Here is a 19,485-nt window from a genome sequence, read left to right as displayed (position 1 = left end):
CGTCGCCAGCAGCGCCGCCGCCCTCGTTCAGTGAGGGGGCTTATAGAACTAACCCCTTTTCCAAGTCAACACACCTAGCCAAAGTTTTTTGACATTTTTGTAACAGGTTGATTCGGCTGGGGTTTTTGTCGGTGGATATTATCCACAGGGCGGATTCCCGGGACAGATTCCTGGAAAATCCTTTACCGGCTGGTCAAAAATCGATCGGAAAGTCGTTCTCAACCCCGAAAGATCGCGAAAAAACAGCGCCTTGAGCCGATTTATGGTTAACAGAGGATTAAACCGTCTCCGACCGGCGAGCTCTAAATTTCCGTCACAAATCAGCGGCTGACATTTCGGAACCTATCACCGACTTGGGTGTTTTCTTTCCCATTGAAGGAAGGAGACCGACATGGCTGCCAATACCGATGATATCAGAGCAACTGTCAGCAAGGACATCGCCGCACTCCAACAGGAAGTCTCGCGCCTGCAGAAGATGATTTCCGCTCAAGGCGCCGAAGCCTATTACGAAGTACGCAGCCGCGCCGGCAAGGCATACGACGAAGCCCTGCCCCGGGCAAAGAACGCCGTCGCCCAAATTAGGGCCGAAGGTGCGGCCGCCGCCGGCGCCGCCCGCGAGCATCCGACCGCAACGACCACTGCGCTGGCGCTTGCCGGCGCCATTGGCTTCCTCGCCGGATATCTGCTTTCCGGCATTTCGCAGCCGCAGCCTCGCCACTGGTGGCGCTAAACAGACCACAGCCACCCATAAACCGGTTTTTACGCACCCGCCGATCCGTTTTTCGGCAGGGTGCGTAAATGCTTATGTCTTACAAAAACCAATTTTTAATGTGAGCTATGGGAACATAAAAAACGAAGGGAGGATCATCATGGAAAACAAGAGGGCCAACTGCATCATCGAAGTCAGCGTCGACGGCGCCAACGGCCGTCACGCGGTCGGCATCATGAATATGCGCCAGGCACTCGACCTGCCGGAAATGCCAAGCCTTTCTTATACACATCCGGACCCGGTCAAGGCCGCCGCCGGTATTGTCGTCAGCCGCCAAGAACTGGCGGGCTTCATGGCCTGCCACTGAGGCAGCGTTACCCTGTCAAAGCCCTGACGGCGCTTTATCCCAAAGCGCCGAAATTGTTTTGCGGCGTCTTTTATTCCCCTCGTTTTTTTGTTCCGATTGCTGGCATCCTTGTTCCGTTCATGCCAAGAAACGGCATCAAAAGCAGGACAAGGACGGCAGATGAGGGAGCGGCGCCCACCGCATAAGACGCGCGAGCGAACAAAGCCCGCCGATAACGCCGCGGCTAAGCGGGTGACCCTTCCCCGTGCCCTTTCCAAGCTCGGTTATTGCTCCCGCACCCAGGCCGAACGGCTGATTGCCGAAAACCGCGTTGCCGTCGACGGCCGCACGGTCAGCGAGACCTCGGCATGGGTCGATCTTAGCACTGCCAGGATCAGCATCGACGGCCTGGTCATCGCTGCCGAAGCGAAAATCTATCTGATGCTCAACAAGCCCCGCGGTCTCGTCACCACCCGCCACGATCCCGAAGGCAGGCCGACGGTATATGATTGCCTCAGGGATTTCGACATCCCGCATCTCTCTCCGGTCGGCCGGCTCGACAAGGCGAGCGAGGGCCTGCTGCTTTTCACCAACGACACCGAATTCGCTCAGATCCTGCTCGATCCGGTCACGCATGTGACGAAGACCTATCATGTCCAGATCGACGGCATCATGGACGACGAGGGCATTGCCGCGATGACATCGGGCATCCGCCACGACGGCGAGCTGCTGACGGCAACCGCCGCACGGCGCCTGCGCCAGGGCGACAGGAACTCATGGATCGAGGTCGAGCTGGACGAGGGCCGCAACCGCCAGATCCGCCGCATGCTGGAAGCGCTCGGAAGCGAATGCCTGCGCCTCGTGCGCGTTGCAATCGGCGGGCTCGCACTCGGCGAACTGCCGAAAGGCGCGGTGCGTGCCCTGACAGAGACAGAATTGCAGGCATTGCGCCGGAAGGCCGGGATGGAAAAGGCGAGGCGCAATTGACTGAAATGACGGAGATGGCGCCGCACTATTTCTGGCAGGAGATTCACCCGTCGGGCACCTTTGCCGATGATGGCGAGTTCACCTCCTTCTATGTCGCCGTTCTCGAAGACGGCCGCCAGCTTCGCCTGCCGATCCGCGCGCTGGCGGATGGCGATCACGCTCTCGCTTCACTGATCGTCAACCAGGCGAGCTTCGCCGTTCTCGATGCGCTCGCCGAAAGCCTCGCCGAAAAGATCAGGCCGATGCGCATCGATGTCGTCGCCGGTCTGCCGACCCTCGGCCTGACGCTGGCCGCCGCCGTGGCGCAAAAGCTCGGCCACAGCCGCTACGTCCCGCTCGGAACCTCACGCAAATTCTGGTATCGCGACGAGCTCTCCGTTGCCCTGTCCTCGATCACCACGCCGATGCAGCAGAAACGCCTCTATATCGATCCGCGCATGCTGCCGCTGCTCAAGGGACGGCGCGTCGCGCTGATCGACGATGTGATTTCCAGCGGCACCTCGATCGTCGCGGGCCTCAACCTGCTGACAGGCTGCGGCATCGAACCCGTCGTCATCGCCGCCGCCATGCTGCAATCGGAGCGCTGGCGCGAAAGCCTCGCGGCCGCTGGGCCGCAATGGACCACGCGCACCGTCGGCGTCTTCGCAACGCCTATTCTGGAGCGGAACGAAGCAGGCCGCTGGCAGGCACCATCGGCCAGACGCGGGACATGAGGATTGTTCTTCTTTGCTTGAGGGCGCCTCTGTCCAGCCTCGGCTTGACTTCCCCAGCAATAAAACTAGAGCAGGAAGTCTTCACCCAATAATCAAGGATAGTCGAGCGCCGTGCGAATTCTCTCCGAAGCCCATTTCCCCGAATTGCCGAACTATTATCGCGGCAAGGTGCGCGAGAATTACGATCTTCCGGACGGACGCCGTATCATAATCAGCACCGACCGGCTGAGCGCTTTCGACCGCATCCTTACCTGCATCCCCTATAAGGGCCAGGTCCTGACGCAGACAGCGCGCTTTTGGTTCGAGGCGACGAAGGACATCTGCCCCAACCACGTTCTCGACTATCCGGATGCGAATGTCGTCATCGGCAAGCGGCTCGACATCCTGCCGGTCGAGATCGTCGTGCGCGGTTATCTCGCCGGCACCACCGGTACCTCGATCCTGACGCTTTATAAAAAGGGTGAGCGCGAGATGTACGGCATGCGTCTGCCCGACGGCATGCGCGACAATCAGATCCTGCCCGAGCCCGTCATCACGCCGACCAGCAAGGAATTCGATGGCGGCCATGACGAGCCGCTGACGCCTGCCGAAATCGTCAGCCGCGGCCTTTTGAGCAAGGAGCAGTGGGACACTCTGTCGGGATATGCGCTCGCCCTTTTTGCGCGCGGCCAAGAAATGGCGGCCAAGCGCGGTCTGATCCTCGTCGACACCAAATATGAATTCGGCACCGATGGCGACGGCAACATCATTCTCGCTGACGAGATCCACACCCCCGATAGTAGCCGTTACTGGCTTGCCGAAAGCTACCCGGCAAGTTTTGCCGCCGGAAAACGTCCGGAAAGTTTCGACAAGGATTTCGTCCGCGCCTGGGTTGCCGAGCGCTGTGATCCCTATAAGGACGAGATCCCTGAAATTCCTGTCGAACTGATCGAGCAGACCTCGGCCGTCTATATCAAGGCTTACGAGGCGATTACCGGCGAGCGCTTTGTTCCCGACGATAGCGGCGAGACGCCGCTTGCCCGCGTGCGAGGCAGCCTCGCTCCCTATTTCCCTTGACATGGCGATACATGAAAGCTGCCAGGCCGAGCATTGGCTTGGCAGCCTCCGTCCAATCGCGCTAGCATCAGAAAAAAGGGGCATCGGGCTCGGCCGCGCGGGGGACAGATGACGAGAAGGCCGAGACGCAAGGCCGAGGAAACGCGGGAGGACATCCTCTCCATGGCAGAGATGCTGTTTCGTGAGCGCGGTTACCTCGCGGTGTCAATCGCCGATATCGCCAGTGCATTGCACATGTCACCCGCCAATGTCTTCAAGCATTTCCGTTCCAAGGTCGCGCTGGTCGATGCGATCGCCGGACGCCATCTCGACAATGCCACCGAGCGTTTCGCAGCCTTCGACCAGAATCTGCCGCCGAAGGAGCAATTGCTCCGCTTCGTCCTGCGCCTGCTGGAAGGTCATCTGCAGGACATTCAGAAAAATCCTTACATCTTCGAAATGGTGCTTTCGACGATCGAGGCCAAACTCGAGGCCGGCAACCGTTATCGCGCCCGAATTGAGTTGAAGCTCGGCGAGATCATCCGCGAAGGTATCGCGGAGGGGCGTTATCATTGCCGCGATCCCGAGCGCGCCGCACACACCGTCGCAGACCTCCTGGCCTGCGTATTGCACCCCATCCTCATCGCCCGCGACGACAAGGAAACCCTCGTGCACCGCGCCGAGGATATCGTCGGCTTTGTCGATGCCGCACTGCAAAATAACGCTTGCTAAGTGACGATTGCTGACTTACGTCACTTCATAAAGCTTTTGTTAAATTCGGATAATGGCATTTGAAGCCAGATCAATCCTGACGCTTATATAAGCCTGCGCTCGGCCGGGCCGAGCCTGCGGATTGAACGCCGATTGCCACCGAACAGGGAATTCAGAATGATACGGCGTGCCCTCCTCCTCTCCACGGCCCTGGCGTTTGGCGCATTGCTCGCCGCCTGCAGCGACAATGCCGGCAAGCCCGCCGGCAATGCCGGTGCGGGCGCAGCACAACAGGCCTCGCCCGTCGGCGTGATCACCCTGAAAAAAGCCAGTTTCCCGATCACGACGATCCTTCCCGGCCGCGCCGAGACATTTCAGACAGCCGATATCCGGCCGCAGGTAAGCGGCCTCATCCGCGAGATCGCCTTTAAAGAAGGCGGCGAGATCAAGAAGGGCGACCTTCTCTACCAGATCGAGGATGCGCCCTATATCGCCGCCGTCGAGCAGGCCAAGGCGGCAATCTCCAAGGCGCAAGCCAGCGTGCCGAGCGCTGAAAGCAATCTCGACCGCTATCAGCGCCTCGTCGGCAGCGGCGCCACCCAGATCGAATTCGAAACAGCAAAGACGACGCTGCTCCAGGCCAAGGCCGAAGTCGAGTCGGCGAAGGCAGCACTTTCCGCCGCCCAGATCGACCTCGACCATACCAAGATCATCGCCCCCTTCGACGGCGTCATCGACCAGACGGCCTATAATGTCGGCAACGTCGTCTCGGCCAACCAGACGACGGCGCTGACGACGATCCGCCAGCTCGATCCGATCTACATCTCGCTGACGGAATCGAGCACCAACCTCTTGAAGCTGCGCGACGCGATGACCGCCGGCGACATCAAGGGTGCAGACAACGTCGCCTTCCACCTGATCCTCGAAGACGGCAAGGAATATAACCAGCAGGGCAAGCTCGACATGTCGAAGCAGGTGGTCAGCGAGACCACAGGCACCTTCATCATCCGCGTGCTCTTTCCCAATCCCGATCGCATCGTCCTGCCCGGCATGTATGTCCGGGCAACCGTCGAGCTTGGCGCCGAGGCCGGTTATGCATTGCCGCAGCTGGCGACGAGCCGTGATGCCAACGGCCGGCTGACGGCACAGTTCATTTCCGCCGAAGGCAAGGTCGAAACCCGTGCCTTCGAGAACAGTTCGCCCTCCAACAATTCCTGGCTCGTGACCGAAGGCATCAAGGACGGCGATCAGCTGATCGTCAGCGGCCTGCAATCGATCACATCAGGCATGCCGGTGAAACCGGTCCCGATGAAGATCAACGACAATGGCGTGGTCGTGGCTGCCGAGCAGCCAGCGGCCGGTGATGCTGAGAAGCCTGCAGCGAAATAATCGCTGAAGCCCCGCATCGTCACCGTCTCAGCCGCACAGGAACAACCGATGGCCAAGTTTTTCATCCGACGTCCGATTTTCGCCTGGGTCATTGCGATCACCATCATGCTCGCCGGCCTGCTGGCGATCTTCACGCTGTCGATCTCGCAATATCCCGACATCGCCCCGACGACGGTTCGCATCAACGCCACCTATCGCGGCGCCAGCGCTGAGACCGTCGAAAAATCGGTGACGACGATCATCGAGGATGGCATGACCGGCCTCGACGATCTCACATACATGACCTCAACCTCATCGACGGGCTCGGCCAGCATCCAGCTCACCTTCGGGACGAGCGCCGATCCCGATATCGCCCAGGTGCAGGTGCAGAACAAGCTGCAGCTGGTTCAGTCGCAGCTTCCAAGCGACGTCATCGATGCCGGCATCAGCGTCACCCGCTCGACCTCGAGCATCCTGCTCGTCGGCTCGCTGGTTTCGACCGACGGCAAGCGCAACTCGGTCGATCTCGGCAACATCATGTCGACGTCCATCGAGGATCAGATCCAACGCCTGGAAGGCGTTGGCAGCATCAACGTCTTCGGTTCGGGATACGCCATGCGCGTCTGGCTCGATCCCTTCAAGCTCTTGAAGTACCAGTTGACGCCGAGCGACGTCACATCAGCCATCCAGGCGCAGAACACCCAGGTCTCCGTTGGTTCGCTCGGCGCCCAGCCGGCTACCCCCGGCCAGCAGATCAACGTCACCATCACCGCCCAAAGCCAGCTGACCACCGTCGCCGACTTCGAGCACATCATCCTGAAGGTCGAAAAGGACGGCGCGACCGTGCGCCTGAGCGATGTCTCGCGCATCGAGATCGGTCAGGAAAGCTACGGCGGCGGTTCGCGGTATAACGGCCAGCCGTCGACCGGTTTTGCCGTCAACCTGGCGATTGGCGCCAACGCCATCGATACCGCCGCCCGTGTGCGTTCCGCGCTCGAGGTCATCGGCCGCGGCCTGCCGGCAGGTGTCGCGATCACCTATCCCTACGACACCACGCCCTTCGTCGAGCTGTCGATCGAGAAGGTCGTCCATACCCTGATCGAGGCGATCGTGCTGGTTTTCGTCGTCCTCCTCATCTTCCTGCAGAACCTGCGGGCGACGCTGATCCCGACGATTGCGGTGCCCGTGGTGTTGCTCGGCACCTTCGGAGTGCTGGCGGTCACCGGCTACTCGATCAATACGTTGACGATGTTCGCCATGGTGCTGGCGATCGGCCTTCTTGTCGACGACGCCATCGTCGTCGTCGAAAACGTCGAACGCATCATGACCGAAGAGAAGCTCTCGCCACTTGAGGCGACGGAAAAATCGATGGGAGAGATCACCGGCGCCATTGTCGGCATCGCGCTCGTGCTGACTGCCGTCTTCATTCCGATGGCCTTCTTCGGCGGTTCGACCGGCATCATCTATCGCCAGTTCTCGATCACCATCGTCTCGGCCATGCTGCTGTCGGCGCTCGTCGCCCTGGTGCTGACGCCTGCACTTTGCGCCACAATGCTGAAGCCGGTCGGCGAACACAGGAAACACCGCGTCGGCGACTGGTTCAACCGCAACTTCACGCGCTCGACCAACGGCTATATCAGCGCCATCGGCTATCTGCTGAAGCGGCCGATCCGCGTCATGCTGGTCTTCCTCCTCGTCGGCGCCGGCTGCGCCTATCTCTTCACCCGTCTGCCGAGCTCCTTCCTGCCTCAGGAAGATCAGGGCGTGCTGTTGACCATCGTCACCACGCCGCCGGGCTCGACCACGCAGCAAACCCAGGCAGTCGTCGAGAAGGTTGAGAAATACTATCGTGAAAACGAGAAGGACGCCGTCGAATCCGTGTTTGGCGCGCTCGGCTTCGGCTTCAACGGTTCCGGCCAGAACAGCGCCATCGTCTTCACCAAGCTCAAGGATTTCGCAGAGCGCACCGATCCGACGCTGAGCGCCCAGTCGGTCGTCAACCGCGCGTTGCGCAGCTTCTTTGCCATCCGCGAGGCGCAGGTCTTCGCGCTCCTGCCCCCGGCGATTCAGGGTCTCGGCGTATCGAGCGGCTTCTCCATGTATCTCGTCGACACCGGCGGCCACGGCAACGACGCCCTGACGGCCGCCTCCAAGCGGCTGATCCAGATGGGCAACACCTCGGGCAAGATCGTGGCGCTGCGCAGCAGCAACAAGGAAGTCGAGCCGCAGATGCGCATCGTGCTCGATCAGGAGAAGATCGGCGCTATGGGCGTCGACATCGCCTCGGTCAACTCGATGCTGTCGATCATCTTCACCGGCCGCGACGTCAACGACTTCACGCTGAACGGCGAGATCAAGCCGGTCTATGTTCAGGGCGATGCGCCCTTCCGCATGCAGCCGGATGATCTCGACCATTGGTACGCGCGCAACACTGCCGGTGAAATGGTACCCTTCTCCGCCTTTACCAAGACGGAGTGGGTGAAAGGCGCGCCATCGCTTGCCCGCTTCAACGCCGTTAGCGCCATTCCGCTCGACGGCGCTTCCGCACCCGGTGTCTCCTCCGGCGATGCGATGAACGAAATGGAAGCGTTGACCGAACAGCTCGGCGGCGGTTATACGGTCGCCTGGCAGGGCATCTCCTATCAGGAGCGCCTTTCCGGTTCGCAGGCGCCGATGCTCTACGCGATCTCGGTTCTCGTCGTCTTCCTCTGCCTGGCGGCACTTTACGAAAGCTGGTCGATCCCCTTCTCGGTGATCATGGCGGTACCCGTCGGCATTCTCGGGGCACTGGCGGCGGCAACGCTCTTCGGCCAGGCAAACGACGTCTATTTCAAGGTCGGCCTGCTCACCACCATAGGGCTGGCGGCGAAGAACGCGATTCTGATCGTCGAATTCGCCAAGGACCGTATGGAAAGCGGCATGGGGCTCTACGAAGCCACGCTGGAGGCGGCAAGATTGCGCCTGCGGCCGATCATCATGACCTCACTTGCCTTCATTCTCGGCGTCGTGCCGCTGGCGATCGCGACTGGCGCTGGCTCGGCGGCACAGAACGCCATCGGCATAGGCGTTCTCGGCGGCATGCTGGCGGCGACGATGCTCGGAATTTTCTTCGTACCGTCCTTTTTCGTTGTCATCCGACGCATCTTTGCCACACGCGGCAAAAATGCGGCAGGAGTGTGATATAAATGCACTGTGATAATGCTGTTCCGATTGCTACATTGCGCCCGACTGCTTCGGTGTGTGTTTTTGGTAACGAGGCGCGGCGCGCGTTAGTGAAGCATGAAGCTTCGGACAAGAATTGACTTGCTCGAGTACAGGATGAAATGAATGGTATCTCTTCGTTTTGCCACCCCGGCATTATTGTTATTGTTGTCGGGCTGCGTTGTTGGCCCGGATCATGTTCCTCCTGAAATGCCGCTGCCCGCCAAATTCGGAGAAGGCGGAACGAAGAGTGATGGTGATGTTGCTACCGCAGCCTGGTGGACCGCCTTCAACGATTCGAGGCTGAACGGCTACGTCAACGCGGGCCTTGAGCAGAACCTGACAGTCCAGCAGGCGATCGAACGCATCAATGCGGCCTCCGCCGCCGTCACCACCGCCGGAGCCGGCGGCCTGCCGAACCTGACGGTTGGCGCGTCGCACACGATCAGCGGTCAGAAGGGCGAACTGCGCACGCAACTCGACACGCGCAACACCAGCGCCGGCGACGTCCAGCTGAGCTGGCTGCTCGATCTCTTTGGCCTCTACAAGCGCAGCACCGAAAGCGCGCTCGCTTCGCTCGATTCCGCTTACGCATCGGCTGATGTCGCCAAGCTGACCCTCGTCCAGGACCTGGTCTCGAGCTATATCGACGTTCGCTACTATCAGCAGCGCCTGGCGCTTTCGAAGGCCAACCTGAAGTCTCGTCAGGAAACCTACGAACTGACCAAGTTCCAGCTTGAAGCCGGCGCCGCCTCGCGTCTCGACGTCGTTCAGGCCGAAGGCCTCGTGCAGTCCACGCTCGCCGAAATTCCGGGCCTTGAAACCAACATCCGCATATCAGCCCATCACATCGCCACGCTGCTCGGCCTGCCGGCCTCGGCCCTCGTCGACGAACTGCTGAGGGGCGCCGGTCAGCCGGTATTCCGCGGCGGCATCAACTCCGGCATCCCGGCCGATCTGATCCGCAACCGTCCCGACATTCGCGTCGCCGAGCGTGATCTCGCCGCCGCAACGGCCAATATCGGTGTTGCCCAGGCCCAGCTCTATCCGAGCATCTCGCTCAGCGGCTCGATCTCGCCATCCTACATCAACCAGCGCGGCGTCCACGGTGGCCTGACCCCCTGGTCCTTCGGTCCGACCCTCAACCTGCCGATCTTCGATGGCGGCCGCCTGCGCGCCAACGTCAAGTCGGCCCAGTCCGATGCCGCTACGGCCTACCTCAACTGGAAGTCGACGGTGCTGACCGCCGTCGAACAGGTCGAGAACGCGCTTGCGGCTGTCCGGCGCGACGCCCGTACGGTCGCCGCACTTCAGGCCCAGGTCAAGACCACCCAGGAAACGCTCGAGCTTTCCACCGCATCCTACAAGGACGGCGCCTCTTCACTGCTCGACGTTCTCGACGCGCAGCGCCAGGTTTCGCTGGCTCAGGCAAGCCTTGCCCAGTCCGTCCAACAGATGGCCAAGGACTACGTCTCGCTGAACATCGCAGTCGGCGGCGGCTATGCGCCCGGCGGCAAGACTACCGCACCCAATACCACAGCAGCGGTGAAGCCCGCCAAGAGCTGATCGGCGTTTGGCCCTTCTGAAAAGGCAGAGCCCCGCGATCGTCTCGCGGGGCTTTTTCGTTGCCGCCGAACTCTCCTCCAGCTAATTACACACAGGACGAATTTGGATTCGACAAGCTGAGATAGCTGAGGTAAGCCTTTGATTAAACGATTAATCAGAGCGTCGTCGATTATGGCTCCATCGCGTTCGGGACCAAATCTCAGCAGGATAGCGACGTCGCTCGGCGTCTCCGTCGCCACTGTCTCCAATGCGCTCTCCGGCAAGGGCCGGGTCTCCGGCCAATTGATCGAAAGAATCCGTGAACATGCAGCCGAGCTCGGCTATGTCCCAAGCCAGGCCGGCCGGGCGCTCAGGACCGGCCGCAGCGGCGTTCTCGGCCTGGTGCTACCCGATATCGCCAATCCGCTGTTCCCGAAGATCGCTCAGGCGATCGAATTCGCCGCCTCGGCTGCGGGTTACGGCGTGCTGATCGCGGATTCCCGCGGCGATATCGCCACCCAGACCGAAGCGATCGACCGTCTGGTCGAGCGTGGCGTCGATGGCATGATCGTCATTCCCCGCCGCGCCACCCGCATCTCGTCCACCACCTGTCCGGTCGCCATCATCGACACTCCCTCGACGCCGGGCAACACCGTTTCCGCCGATCATTGGCAGGGCGGCCGCGAAATCGCCGACCACCTCGCGGATCTCGGCCATCGCCACATCCTCATCATCGGCAACAATCAGGAATCCAGCGTTCAGAACGACCGCGTCGGCGGCATCCGCGCCGGCATGCGCCCGGGCATGCATTCCGAAACACTATGGATCGATAGGCTCGAGCAGGATGGCGGCAGGGGCTGCCCGCTCGGCCTTGCCGAAAAGGCCAGGCAGGGATTCACCGCTTTCGCAGCCCTTTCCGATTTGCAGGCGCTACGCGCGCTGACGGAGTTACAGCAGGCCGGCGTCAACGTTCCCGCCGATGTCAGCGTCACCGGCTTCGACGACCTCATCTGGTCGCCTGTTGTCACGCCGTCGCTGACGACGGTGCGGATGGACATGGATAGGATTGCCGGGATTGCCGTGTCGGCGCTGGTCGCTACGATAAGAGCAAACCGCATCCGGGAGGGCATGCTCGTTACCGCGGAGATCGAACGCGTTGCCATGCAGTTGATCGTCCGCCAATCATCCGGGCCTGCGAAGCCGGCACCAGAAACCTCAGAGCCGAAAACCTGAGAGATGGGGAACGTGTAAGATGAAAAAAGCTCCCATTGCCTCGGCAGTACTCCTGCTCGATACCATGCCCGGCCCAATCGAGACCGAGATCGATGTAGGCCTGCCGCCACACGGCGCGCTCGCCTGCGATCTACCAGTTGCCGACACGGCAAGTCTCAAACGGTTCGGATGAAATCATGGGCGTCTGGATCGACACGGACATGGGCTTCGACGACATCGCCGCCATTCTGGTGGTGGGACAGTCGGAATTCGAGATCGACGGCCTATCGCTGGTCTTCGGCAATACGCCGCTGCCGCAGGTAAGAATGAATGCCGCCGGCGCCGCCAGCGCCTTCGGCTGGAACTTCCCCATCCACACCGGTCGCGCCATGCCCGTTCTCGGCAAGCTTGAGACCGCTCAGGCGATCCTTGGGGAAACCGGCATCCCGACATCAGGCAAGAGCCTGCCGCAGGCACCCGCCCTTGCCGAAAGCGATGCCTTCACAGGGCTCTGCCGCTGGCTGGAACGCCAGGGCCAGCACCGCATCCTGGCGCTCGGCCCGCTCACCAACATCGCTGCCGTGGCGCTCGCCCGGCCTGATCTTGCCGCCCGCATCACCGAACTCGTCTGGATGGGCGGCGGCGCCACATCAGGCAACCATACGGCCTCCGCCGAGTTCAACGCACTTGCCGACCCGGAAGCGCTTTCGATCGTCATTGCCCACGGCCTGCCGCTGCGCATGGTCGATCTCGATCTCTGCCGCAAGGTGCTGGCAAGGCCCGAGGATGCCGAGCCGGTGCGCAATGCCGGCGGCGCCAATGCCGAGCTGATCGCGGATATGTTCTCAGGCTATATCCGCATCGCCACCAGCCGCGGCCGCCCCGCCATGGCGATCTACGATCCCTCCGCCGCCGTCGCCTTTGTCGCCCCCGATATCGTCAGCTTCCGTCCCGCGCGCATCGACGTCGAGCTGCAGGGCGCCCTCACCCGTGGCCGCACCGTTGTCGAGACCCGCGCTACACATGCGAGTTTCAATGCCCAATTCGCCGCGGACATCGATGCTGACATGGCCCGTGTCATCATTCTCGCTGCCCTGGTCAATGAGGCCCGCAAATGAACGCCAGCCCTCGCCAGGAACCCGCCGACCTCAATGATCCCGCTTTGCGCGCCCGCGCCGTTACTGCTGCGCGCGGCGATGCCCCCTTCGACGTGCTGATCACCGGCGGCCGGTTGCTCGATGCGGTGACGGGCCTGATCCGCGAGGCCGATATCGGTCTTATCGGTGCGCTGATCGCCAGTGTCCATGCGCCGGCAAGCCGAACGGATGCCGCCGAGATCGTCGATGCGACGGGCAGTATCCTGACGCCCGGCCTGATCGACACGCACATGCATGTCGAAAGTTCGATGGTGACACCGGCCGAATATGCTAGCGCCGTTTTGCCGCGCGGCGTCACATCAATCGTCTGGGATCCGCATGAATTCGGCAACGTCCATGGTCTCGACGGCGTGCGCTGGGCGATCGAGGCCGCGCGTTCCCTGCCGCTGCGCATGATCCTGCTCGCCCCCTCCTGCGTGCCGTCTGCGCCGGGCCTGGAACTTGCCGGCGCCGATTTCGATGCCACCGTCGTCGCCGAAATGCTGCGCTCCTCGACAGTCGGCGGCGTTGCCGAGGTCATGAATATGCGCGGCGTCATCGACGGCGATCCACGCATGACTGATATCGTCAATGCCGGCCTTGCCGCCGGCAAGCTCGTCTGCGGCCACGCACGCGGCCTCGAAGGCGCCGATCTCAATGCCTTCATGGCATCAGGTATCACCTCCGACCATGAACTCACCTCCGGTGCCGATTTCCTCGCCAAGCTTTCCGCCGGCCTGACGATCGAGCTGCGCGGCTCTCACGATCATCTGTTGCGGGAATTCGTCGAGGTTCTGAACGGTCTCGGCCACCTGCCCCCGACCGTGACGCTCTGCACCGACGACGTTTTTCCCGATGAGCTTCAGGAAGGCGGCGGCCTCGACGACGTCGTCAGGCGCCTGGTGCGCTACGGCATGAAACCGGACTGGGCGATCCGGGCCGCGACCTTCAACGCCGCACAGCGTCTGAAGCGTCCCGATCTCGGCCTTGTCGCCGCGGGCCGTCGGGCCGACATCGTGCTCTTCGAGGACCTTACGGATTTCCGGGCGCGGCTGGTCGTATCAGGCGGCCGCGTCGTCGCTCACAACGGCCGCATGCAGCGTGCCGTCCAGCAGATTGATACGGCGCCGCTCGTCAATTCGGTGAAGCTGCCGCCGCTGACCGAGGATGATTTCCGCATTCCGGCAACGGGCGAGCGTGTCCGTGTCGCCACCATCGACCGGCCACGCTTCACGCAATGGGGCGAGGTCGAAACCGAGGTGCGGGATGGTTTCGTCGTGCCGCCGGCCGGCAGCGCCATGATCGCCGTCGCCCATCGTCACGGCAAGGCCGACGGCACCCCACGCGTCGGTTTCCTCACCGGCTGGGGCGAATGGCGCGGCGCCTTCTGCACCACCGTCTCGCATGACAGCCACAACCTCACCGTCTTCGGCGGCAATGCGCGCGACATGATGCTCGCCGCCAACGCCGTCATATCAGCCGGCGGCGGCATGGCGGTCGCCAAAGACGGTCGAATCGAAGCGCTCCTGCCGCTGCCACTCTCCGGCCTGGTGACGGATGCAGCGCTTGAGGACACAGCCCTGACCTTTACCGATATCCGCAAGGCCATGGACAAGATCGTCGACTGGAAACCGCCCTATCGGGTCTTCAAGGCCTGCTTCGGCGCCACACTCGCCTGCAATGCCGGCCCGCACCAGACGGACCGCGGGATTGCCGATGTGGGGACGGGGAGAGTGATGGAGAGTCCGGTGCTGGAAGCTTGGTAAGTCAGGACGCACAGATCATAATGCGAAGGAGTGCTGCTGTAGCCCAAACACCAGTCATGCCTTCAACTCCCGCTCCACCAACGCCACCCAATAAGCCGTCCCGTATCCAAGCGCCCCATCGTTGAAATCATAAGCCGTATTGTGATGCAACGCCCCGTCCACCGCCGGCCCATTGCCGAGCCAGACGTAACAACCCGGCGCATTCTGCGCGAAGAAAGCGAAATCGTCGCCCGCCGTCGACGGCGGAAAGCTTGTCAGCACCTTTCCGCCGAACGCCGATCGGGCCGCTGCGAGCGCCCGCGCGGTCGCATCCGGATCATTGATGACAGGCGGAATCCGCCGCTCGAATGCATAGTCGACTGATATGCCGTACATAGCAGCAGTGCCATGCGCCAGTCGGCCGATCTCGGTCTCCAACTGATCGCGCACCTCGGGCGAATAAGCTCGCGCCGTTCCGCCGATCTCGACCGTATCCGGAATGACGTTCAGCGCCTTCGGGTCGCCTGCCTGCAGGGAGCAGGCGCTGACGACGGCCGGCTGCAGCGGATCGACCACCCGTCCGACGATCGTCTGCAGCGACGACAGGAAGGTGCCGGCGGCCGTGATTGGATCGCGCCCGAGATGTGGCTTGGCGCCGTGTGTGCCGGTCCCACGAAAGGTCGTGCGCCAGCTATCGGAGGAGGCAAGCTGCGGCCCCTCGACCACGGCGATCTCATCGACCGCAAGTCCTGGCATATTGTGCAATCCATAAACGGCATCGCACGGAAAAAGCCGAAACAGCCCCTCCTCGACCATGCGCCTGGCTCCGCCCCGCCCCTCTTCGGCGGGTTGGAAGATGAAATGCACCGTGCCGGAAAAATTCCGCGTCACCGCCAGATGCCGCGCGGCGCCAAGAAGCATCGCCGTATGTCCATCGTGCCCACAGGCGTGCATCTTGCCGGGTACGGTCGATTTATAAGGCCGCTCCACCAGCTCGGGCATGGCGAGCGCATCCATATCGGCGCGTAGCCCGATCCTGCGCGCGCCCCTCCCGACCTGCAACGTACCGACCACGCCGGTGTCGCCGAGGCCGCGATGCACGGTGATACCGGCATCATCGAGAAGCCTCGCGACGATGCCGGCGGTGCGCTCTTCCTCGAAACCAAGTTCGGGATGGGCGTGCAGGTCGCGGCGCAAGGCCATGAGAAACGGCAGATCGTCCTCGATCCGGGCGGGAATGCTCATCGGGCGATGCTCCTGGGGCCTGGATATCCTGTCATGCGAAACGGGCGCCCAACCGGCGCCCGCCTCAGATCATCCGTTGTTTATCAAACAAGGCGCGAGTTCAACCCTCACGCCTCTTCGACGAACACCTCCTCGCGCTTCTTCTTGACGCTCGGCAGGAAGACGACGATGAGGACGGCAACCGCAATGGCCAGAAGAATGGCGCTGATCGGCCGCGTGACGAAAGTCGTCGGATCGCCGCGCGAGAGGATCATGGCGCGCCGCAGGTTCTCCTCGAGCAGCGGCCCGAGCACGAAGCCGAGCAGAAGCGGCGCCGGCTCGCAGCGAAGCTTGGCCAGCACATAGCCGATGAGCCCGAAGAAGGCGACGGCATAGAGGTCGTAGACGTTGGCATTGACGCTGTAGACCCCGATCGAGCAGAAAGCCATGATGACGGGGAAGAGCACGTAGTAAGGCACGGTCAACAATTTCACCCAGAGCCCGATCAGCGGCAGGTTGAGGATGACCAGCATCAGGTTGCCGATCCACATCGAGGCGATGATGCCCCAGAACAGCGCCGGCTGCTCGGTGGCGACATTCGGACCCGGCACGATGCCCTGAATGATCATCGCGCCGATCATCAGCGCCATGACGGGATTGGCAGGAATGCCGAGCGTGAGCAGCGGAATGAACGAGGTCTGCGCACCGGCATTGTTTGCCGATTCCGGCCCTGCGACGCCGGCAACCGCACCCTTGCCGAATTCCTCCGGCGTCTTCGACATCCGCTTTTCCACCGTATAGGAGGCGAAGGAGGCAAGGATGGCGCCACCGCCCGGCAGGATGCCGAGCGCCGAACCGATCGCCGTGCCGCGAATGACCGGGGCGATCATCTCCTTGAATTCCTGGCGCGACGGCAGCAGGCCGGACACCTTGGCCATCAGCACCGTGCGTGTCGATTCGCCCTCGAGGTTGCGCAGGATTTCCGCCACCCCGAAAACGCCGACGGCGAGCGCCACGAAATTCAGCCCGTCTGCATATTCACGGATGCCGAGCGTGAAGCGCGGCGTGCCGGTATAGATGTCGGTGCCGACAAGGCCGAGCAGCAGCCCGAGCGCCACCATGGCTAAGGCCTTGACAACGGAACCATGCGCCAGTGCGATCGAGGAGACGAGGCCAACGATCATCAGCGAGAAATATTCCGCCGAGCCGAATTGCAGCGCGATTGCGGTGAGCGGCGGCGCGAAGATCGCGACGAGAAAGGTCGACACGGTGCCAGCGAAGAACGAGCCGAGCGCGGCGATCGCAAGCGCTGCCCCCGCCCTGCCCTTGCGGGCCATCTGGTAACCGTCGATCGCGGTGACGGCCGAGGAAGATTCGCCTGGCATGTTGATGAGGATCGCCGTCGTCGAGCCACCATACTGCGCGCCGTAATAGATGCCGGCGAGCATGATGAGCGACGAAACCGGCTCGAGCTGGAAGGTGATCGGCAAGAGCATGGCGATCGTCGCCGTGGCGCCGATGCCGGGCAGCACGCCGATCAGCGTGCCGAGCAGCACGCCGATCAGGCAGAAGAACAGGTTTTCCGGAGTGCCGGCTGTCGCAAAGCCGAGCGCGAGATTGCTGAAAAGATCCATCATCGCCTCCTAGAACCGGACCCAGGGGCCGAAACGCTCGAACGGCAAGCCGAGCCCGTAGCTGAACACCGCGACCGAAAAGATCGTCAGCAGCAACGACAGCACGATCGCAAAGAACAGGTTCATCTTTTGCGATGCGAAACAGGCGATGAAGGCGGTGAGGAACAAGGACGGTGCGAAGCCGAGCCCGCGCACGGTCAGCCCGAAAAAGACTGGCGCCGGCAGGATGAAGAGCATGCCGCGCCAGGCAAACGGGTCGATCGGCTCGCCCTCGACCCGAAGGGCCTGAATGAAGATGATCGCACCGAGAAGCACGAGCACGCCGGCAAGCAGCAACGGAAAATAGCCTGGCCCCATACGCACCGTCGTGCCGAGGTCGAGCCCCAGCGACTGGATGGCGAAGAAAGCCCCGGAGGCGACGAAAAGCGCGCCGCAGATCGCATTGGTGGTATCGAAACTGATGGATTTCATGGTGTCTCCTGGGGTTGGAGATGGTTCACGTCACGCCGCGGCAAAGGAGCTAGCCCCTCATCCGCCTGCCGCCACCCTCTCCCCGTAAACGGGGGTCCGGAGGACGGGTCGAGACAAGTGGCTCGACCCCAGTAGGTTAGGGTGAGGGGCTCGTCCGGCATGCCCGGACGAGGACAAGCCTTAGTCGGCATATTCGCCAGCGGCCTCGATCACCGTTTTCCAACGGGCGATCTCGCTTTCGAGCTTGGCTTTCAGTGCGGCCGGCGTCGCATCGGCGTCTGAGGATGGTGCGGTGCCGAGCTCGGCAAAGCGGGCGCCGACATTCGGATCCTTCAGCGCCACCTGCAGCGATTTCGACAGACGCTCGTTGATCTCGGTCGGCGTGCCCTTCGGCGTATAGATGCCATGCCAGATGCCGACTTCAAAACCCGGCAGGCCGGCTTCGACGGCCGTCGGAATGTCCTTCATCACGTCGAGGCGCTTGGGCGAGGTTACGGCATAAGCCTTGATCGTGCCGCCCTGGATCTGCTTGGTCGTGTTGGTCGTCTGGTCGCACATGACGTCGACCTGGCCGCCGAGCAGGTCGGTCATGGCAGGGCCGGTACCCTTGTAGGGCACGGTCGTCAGCGGTGTCTGGATGGCGCTCATGAACATCATGCCGCAGAGATGCGAAGCCGCACCGATGCCGGCATTGGCGACCGTCACCTTGTCCTTGTTGGCCTTGATATAGTCGATCAGCCCCTTGAGGTCGGTCGGCTCCATGTCCTTGCGTGCAACGATCGTCATCGGCACTTCGGTGACGAGGCCGACATAATCGAAAGCGCCGAGCGTGTCGTAGGCGAGCTTGCGGTAGAGCGTGGCGCTGGTCGCCATGCCGATATGGTGCAGCAGAATGGTGTAACCGTCGGGATCGGCATTTGCCACGCGGCCGGCGCCGAGCGTGCCGCCGGCGCCGCCGACATTTTCGACGACGATCTGCTGGCCGAGATCCTTCGACATGGATTCTGCGACCAGGCGCGCCACGGTATCGGTCGGGCCGCCAGCCGCAAAGGGCACGACCATGGTAATGGTGCGCTCGGGATAGGTCTGCGCCGAAGCGACGCCGGCGAGAAGAGAGACCGCGGCAGCCGCGGTCAGGCCGAGCATGGCCTTCAGAATTTTCATCGTTTCCTCCCTGATGAAACAAGCAAGCCCGCCGACACATCCTCCGCGCCGGTTGGGATGGCCTATTTGCCGCCGGGAAAAATCGACCTGCAATCATTGCAGCCGCTTTCGAAAGGCGATTTTGCAAAAGTGCAATGCAGCATGGGTCGATTCGGAAACAAACGGCCGGGGGGGGGGGGGGGGGGGGGCGGCCCCCCCCCCCCCCCGCGGAGCGAGATGAAGGTTGGTGATGTGGGGGCGGCGCCCCGGCACCGACGCGCGACCCACACCCGAGGATAAACACA

17 protein-coding genes are annotated in these 19,485 nt (G+C 62.3%); 13 read left to right on the top strand and 4 right to left on the bottom strand.

Annotated features, from left to right (window positions below):
* The first annotated feature begins 391 nt into the window (after window positions 1–391).
* The 13 genes from ACMUVN_RS33010 (at window position 392) to ACMUVN_RS32950 (ending at window position 14,729) form a co-directional block, all read left to right on the top strand.
* Window positions 392–730 (top strand): hypothetical protein, encoded by a 339-nt coding sequence (locus ACMUVN_RS33010; RefSeq protein ID WP_168332506.1) that lies wholly within the window; start codon window positions 392–394, stop codon window positions 728–730.
* Between the two features lie 139 nt (window positions 731–869).
* Window positions 870–1,076 (top strand): hypothetical protein, encoded by a 207-nt coding sequence (locus ACMUVN_RS33005; protein ID WP_025570485.1) that lies wholly within the window; start codon window positions 870–872, stop codon window positions 1,074–1,076.
* A 159-nt stretch (window positions 1,077–1,235) separates the two neighbouring features.
* Window positions 1,236–2,042, top strand: a complete 807-nt coding sequence (locus tag ACMUVN_RS33000; protein WP_029733032.1) for a pseudouridine synthase — start codon at window positions 1,236–1,238, stop codon at window positions 2,040–2,042.
* Between the two features lie 5 nt (window positions 2,043–2,047).
* On the top strand, window positions 2,048–2,755 hold the full coding sequence (locus tag ACMUVN_RS32995; RefSeq protein ID WP_280952293.1) for a phosphoribosyltransferase: 708 nt from the start codon (window positions 2,048–2,050) through the stop codon (window positions 2,753–2,755).
* A gap of 111 nt (window positions 2,756–2,866) precedes the next feature.
* On the top strand, window positions 2,867–3,811 hold the full coding sequence (locus ACMUVN_RS32990; RefSeq protein ID WP_025570609.1) for a phosphoribosylaminoimidazolesuccinocarboxamide synthase: 945 nt from the start codon (window positions 2,867–2,869) through the stop codon (window positions 3,809–3,811).
* A 108-nt stretch (window positions 3,812–3,919) separates the two neighbouring features.
* The gene (locus tag ACMUVN_RS32985; protein WP_047616592.1) at window positions 3,920–4,522 is read left to right on the top strand and encodes a TetR family transcriptional regulator; all 603 of its coding nucleotides are present in this window, start codon (window positions 3,920–3,922) and stop codon (window positions 4,520–4,522) included.
* A gap of 156 nt (window positions 4,523–4,678) precedes the next feature.
* Window positions 4,679–5,890 (top strand): efflux RND transporter periplasmic adaptor subunit, encoded by a 1,212-nt coding sequence (locus ACMUVN_RS32980; RefSeq protein ID WP_025570605.1) that lies wholly within the window; start codon window positions 4,679–4,681, stop codon window positions 5,888–5,890.
* Between the two features lie 48 nt (window positions 5,891–5,938).
* Window positions 5,939–9,049 (top strand): efflux RND transporter permease subunit, encoded by a 3,111-nt coding sequence (locus ACMUVN_RS32975; RefSeq protein WP_414816032.1) that lies wholly within the window; start codon window positions 5,939–5,941, stop codon window positions 9,047–9,049.
* 147 nt (window positions 9,050–9,196) lie between these two features.
* Window positions 9,197–10,636 (top strand): efflux transporter outer membrane subunit, encoded by a 1,440-nt coding sequence (locus tag ACMUVN_RS32970; RefSeq protein WP_029733030.1) that lies wholly within the window; start codon window positions 9,197–9,199, stop codon window positions 10,634–10,636.
* 171 nt (window positions 10,637–10,807) lie between these two features.
* Complete coding sequence (locus ACMUVN_RS32965; RefSeq protein ID WP_029733029.1) at window positions 10,808–11,848, top strand: LacI family DNA-binding transcriptional regulator; 1,041 nt, start codon at window positions 10,808–10,810, stop codon at window positions 11,846–11,848.
* Between the two features lie 19 nt (window positions 11,849–11,867).
* Window positions 11,868–12,020 carry a hypothetical protein gene (locus ACMUVN_RS32960; protein ID WP_165932280.1) on the top strand — a complete coding sequence of 51 codons (153 nt, stop codon included), beginning with the start codon at window positions 11,868–11,870 and terminating at the stop codon, window positions 12,018–12,020.
* Between the two features lie 4 nt (window positions 12,021–12,024).
* Complete coding sequence (locus ACMUVN_RS32955; protein ID WP_414816031.1) at window positions 12,025–12,945, top strand: nucleoside hydrolase; 921 nt, start codon at window positions 12,025–12,027, stop codon at window positions 12,943–12,945.
* A complete protein-coding gene (locus ACMUVN_RS32950; protein WP_414816030.1) occupies window positions 12,942–14,729 on the top strand; it encodes an adenine deaminase in 1,788 nt (595 codons plus the stop codon). The genes ACMUVN_RS32955 and ACMUVN_RS32950 overlap by 4 nt, the downstream gene beginning before the upstream one ends.
* A 54-nt stretch (window positions 14,730–14,783) precedes the next feature.
* Here ACMUVN_RS32950 and ACMUVN_RS32945 read toward each other — a convergent pair whose 3' ends face one another.
* From ACMUVN_RS32945 to ACMUVN_RS32930, 4 genes are all read right to left on the bottom strand, one after another.
* The gene (locus tag ACMUVN_RS32945; protein ID WP_132575675.1) at window positions 14,784–15,953 is read right to left on the bottom strand and encodes a M20 aminoacylase family protein; all 1,170 of its coding nucleotides are present in this window, start codon (window positions 15,951–15,953) and stop codon (window positions 14,784–14,786) included.
* 107 nt (window positions 15,954–16,060) lie between these two features.
* On the bottom strand, window positions 16,061–17,566 hold the full coding sequence (locus ACMUVN_RS32940) for a tripartite tricarboxylate transporter permease (RefSeq protein ID WP_018243405.1): 1,506 nt from the start codon (window positions 17,564–17,566) through the stop codon (window positions 16,061–16,063).
* Between the two features lie 9 nt (window positions 17,567–17,575).
* Window positions 17,576–18,037, bottom strand: a complete 462-nt coding sequence (locus ACMUVN_RS32935) for a tripartite tricarboxylate transporter TctB family protein (RefSeq protein ID WP_029868283.1) — start codon at window positions 18,035–18,037, stop codon at window positions 17,576–17,578.
* A 180-nt stretch (window positions 18,038–18,217) separates the two neighbouring features.
* Window positions 18,218–19,201, bottom strand: coding sequence for a tripartite tricarboxylate transporter substrate-binding protein (locus tag ACMUVN_RS32930; RefSeq protein ID WP_414816029.1), 984 nt, complete (start codon window positions 19,199–19,201; stop codon window positions 18,218–18,220).
* Between the last annotated feature and the right edge of the window lie 284 nt (window positions 19,202–19,485).

This window comes from Rhizobium sp. IY2, assembly GCF_047532935.1.
GTDB classification, from domain to species: domain Bacteria; phylum Pseudomonadota; class Alphaproteobacteria; order Rhizobiales; family Rhizobiaceae; genus Rhizobium; species Rhizobium anhuiense.
Note: the sequence above shows the minus strand (reverse complement) of the source record. Positions and strands in the feature narration are given on the sequence as shown.

Bases quoted from the DNA above. Each gene is read 5' to 3' on its own strand.
- ACMUVN_RS33000 (WP_029733032.1), top strand. From the start codon at position 1,236: ATGAGGGAGCGGCGCCCACCGCATAAGACGCGCGAGCGAACAAAGCCC.
- ACMUVN_RS33010 (WP_168332506.1), top strand. From the start codon at position 392: ATGGCTGCCAATACCGATGATATCAGAGCAACTGTCAGCAAGGACATC.
- ACMUVN_RS32965 (WP_029733029.1), top strand. From the start codon at position 10,808: ATGGCTCCATCGCGTTCGGGACCAAATCTCAGCAGGATAGCGACGTCG.
- ACMUVN_RS32955 (WP_414816031.1), top strand. From the start codon at position 12,025: ATGGGCGTCTGGATCGACACGGACATGGGCTTCGACGACATCGCCGCC.
- ACMUVN_RS32945 (WP_132575675.1), bottom strand. From the start codon at position 15,953: ATGAGCATTCCCGCCCGGATCGAGGACGATCTGCCGTTTCTCATGGCC.
- ACMUVN_RS32970 (WP_029733030.1), top strand. From the start codon at position 9,197: ATGGTATCTCTTCGTTTTGCCACCCCGGCATTATTGTTATTGTTGTCG.
- ACMUVN_RS33005 (WP_025570485.1), top strand. From the start codon at position 870: ATGGAAAACAAGAGGGCCAACTGCATCATCGAAGTCAGCGTCGACGGC.
- ACMUVN_RS32935 (WP_029868283.1), bottom strand. From the start codon at position 18,037: ATGAAATCCATCAGTTTCGATACCACCAATGCGATCTGCGGCGCGCTT.
- ACMUVN_RS32980 (WP_025570605.1), top strand. From the start codon at position 4,679: ATGATACGGCGTGCCCTCCTCCTCTCCACGGCCCTGGCGTTTGGCGCA.
- ACMUVN_RS32975 (WP_414816032.1), top strand. From the start codon at position 5,939: ATGGCCAAGTTTTTCATCCGACGTCCGATTTTCGCCTGGGTCATTGCG.
- ACMUVN_RS32930 (WP_414816029.1), bottom strand. From the start codon at position 19,201: ATGAAAATTCTGAAGGCCATGCTCGGCCTGACCGCGGCTGCCGCGGTC.
- ACMUVN_RS32940 (WP_018243405.1), bottom strand. From the start codon at position 17,566: ATGGATCTTTTCAGCAATCTCGCGCTCGGCTTTGCGACAGCCGGCACT.
- ACMUVN_RS32950 (WP_414816030.1), top strand. From the start codon at position 12,942: ATGAACGCCAGCCCTCGCCAGGAACCCGCCGACCTCAATGATCCCGCT.
- ACMUVN_RS32995 (WP_280952293.1), top strand. From the start codon at position 2,048: ATGACGGAGATGGCGCCGCACTATTTCTGGCAGGAGATTCACCCGTCG.
- ACMUVN_RS32960 (WP_165932280.1), top strand. From the start codon at position 11,868: ATGAAAAAAGCTCCCATTGCCTCGGCAGTACTCCTGCTCGATACCATG.
- ACMUVN_RS32985 (WP_047616592.1), top strand. From the start codon at position 3,920: ATGACGAGAAGGCCGAGACGCAAGGCCGAGGAAACGCGGGAGGACATC.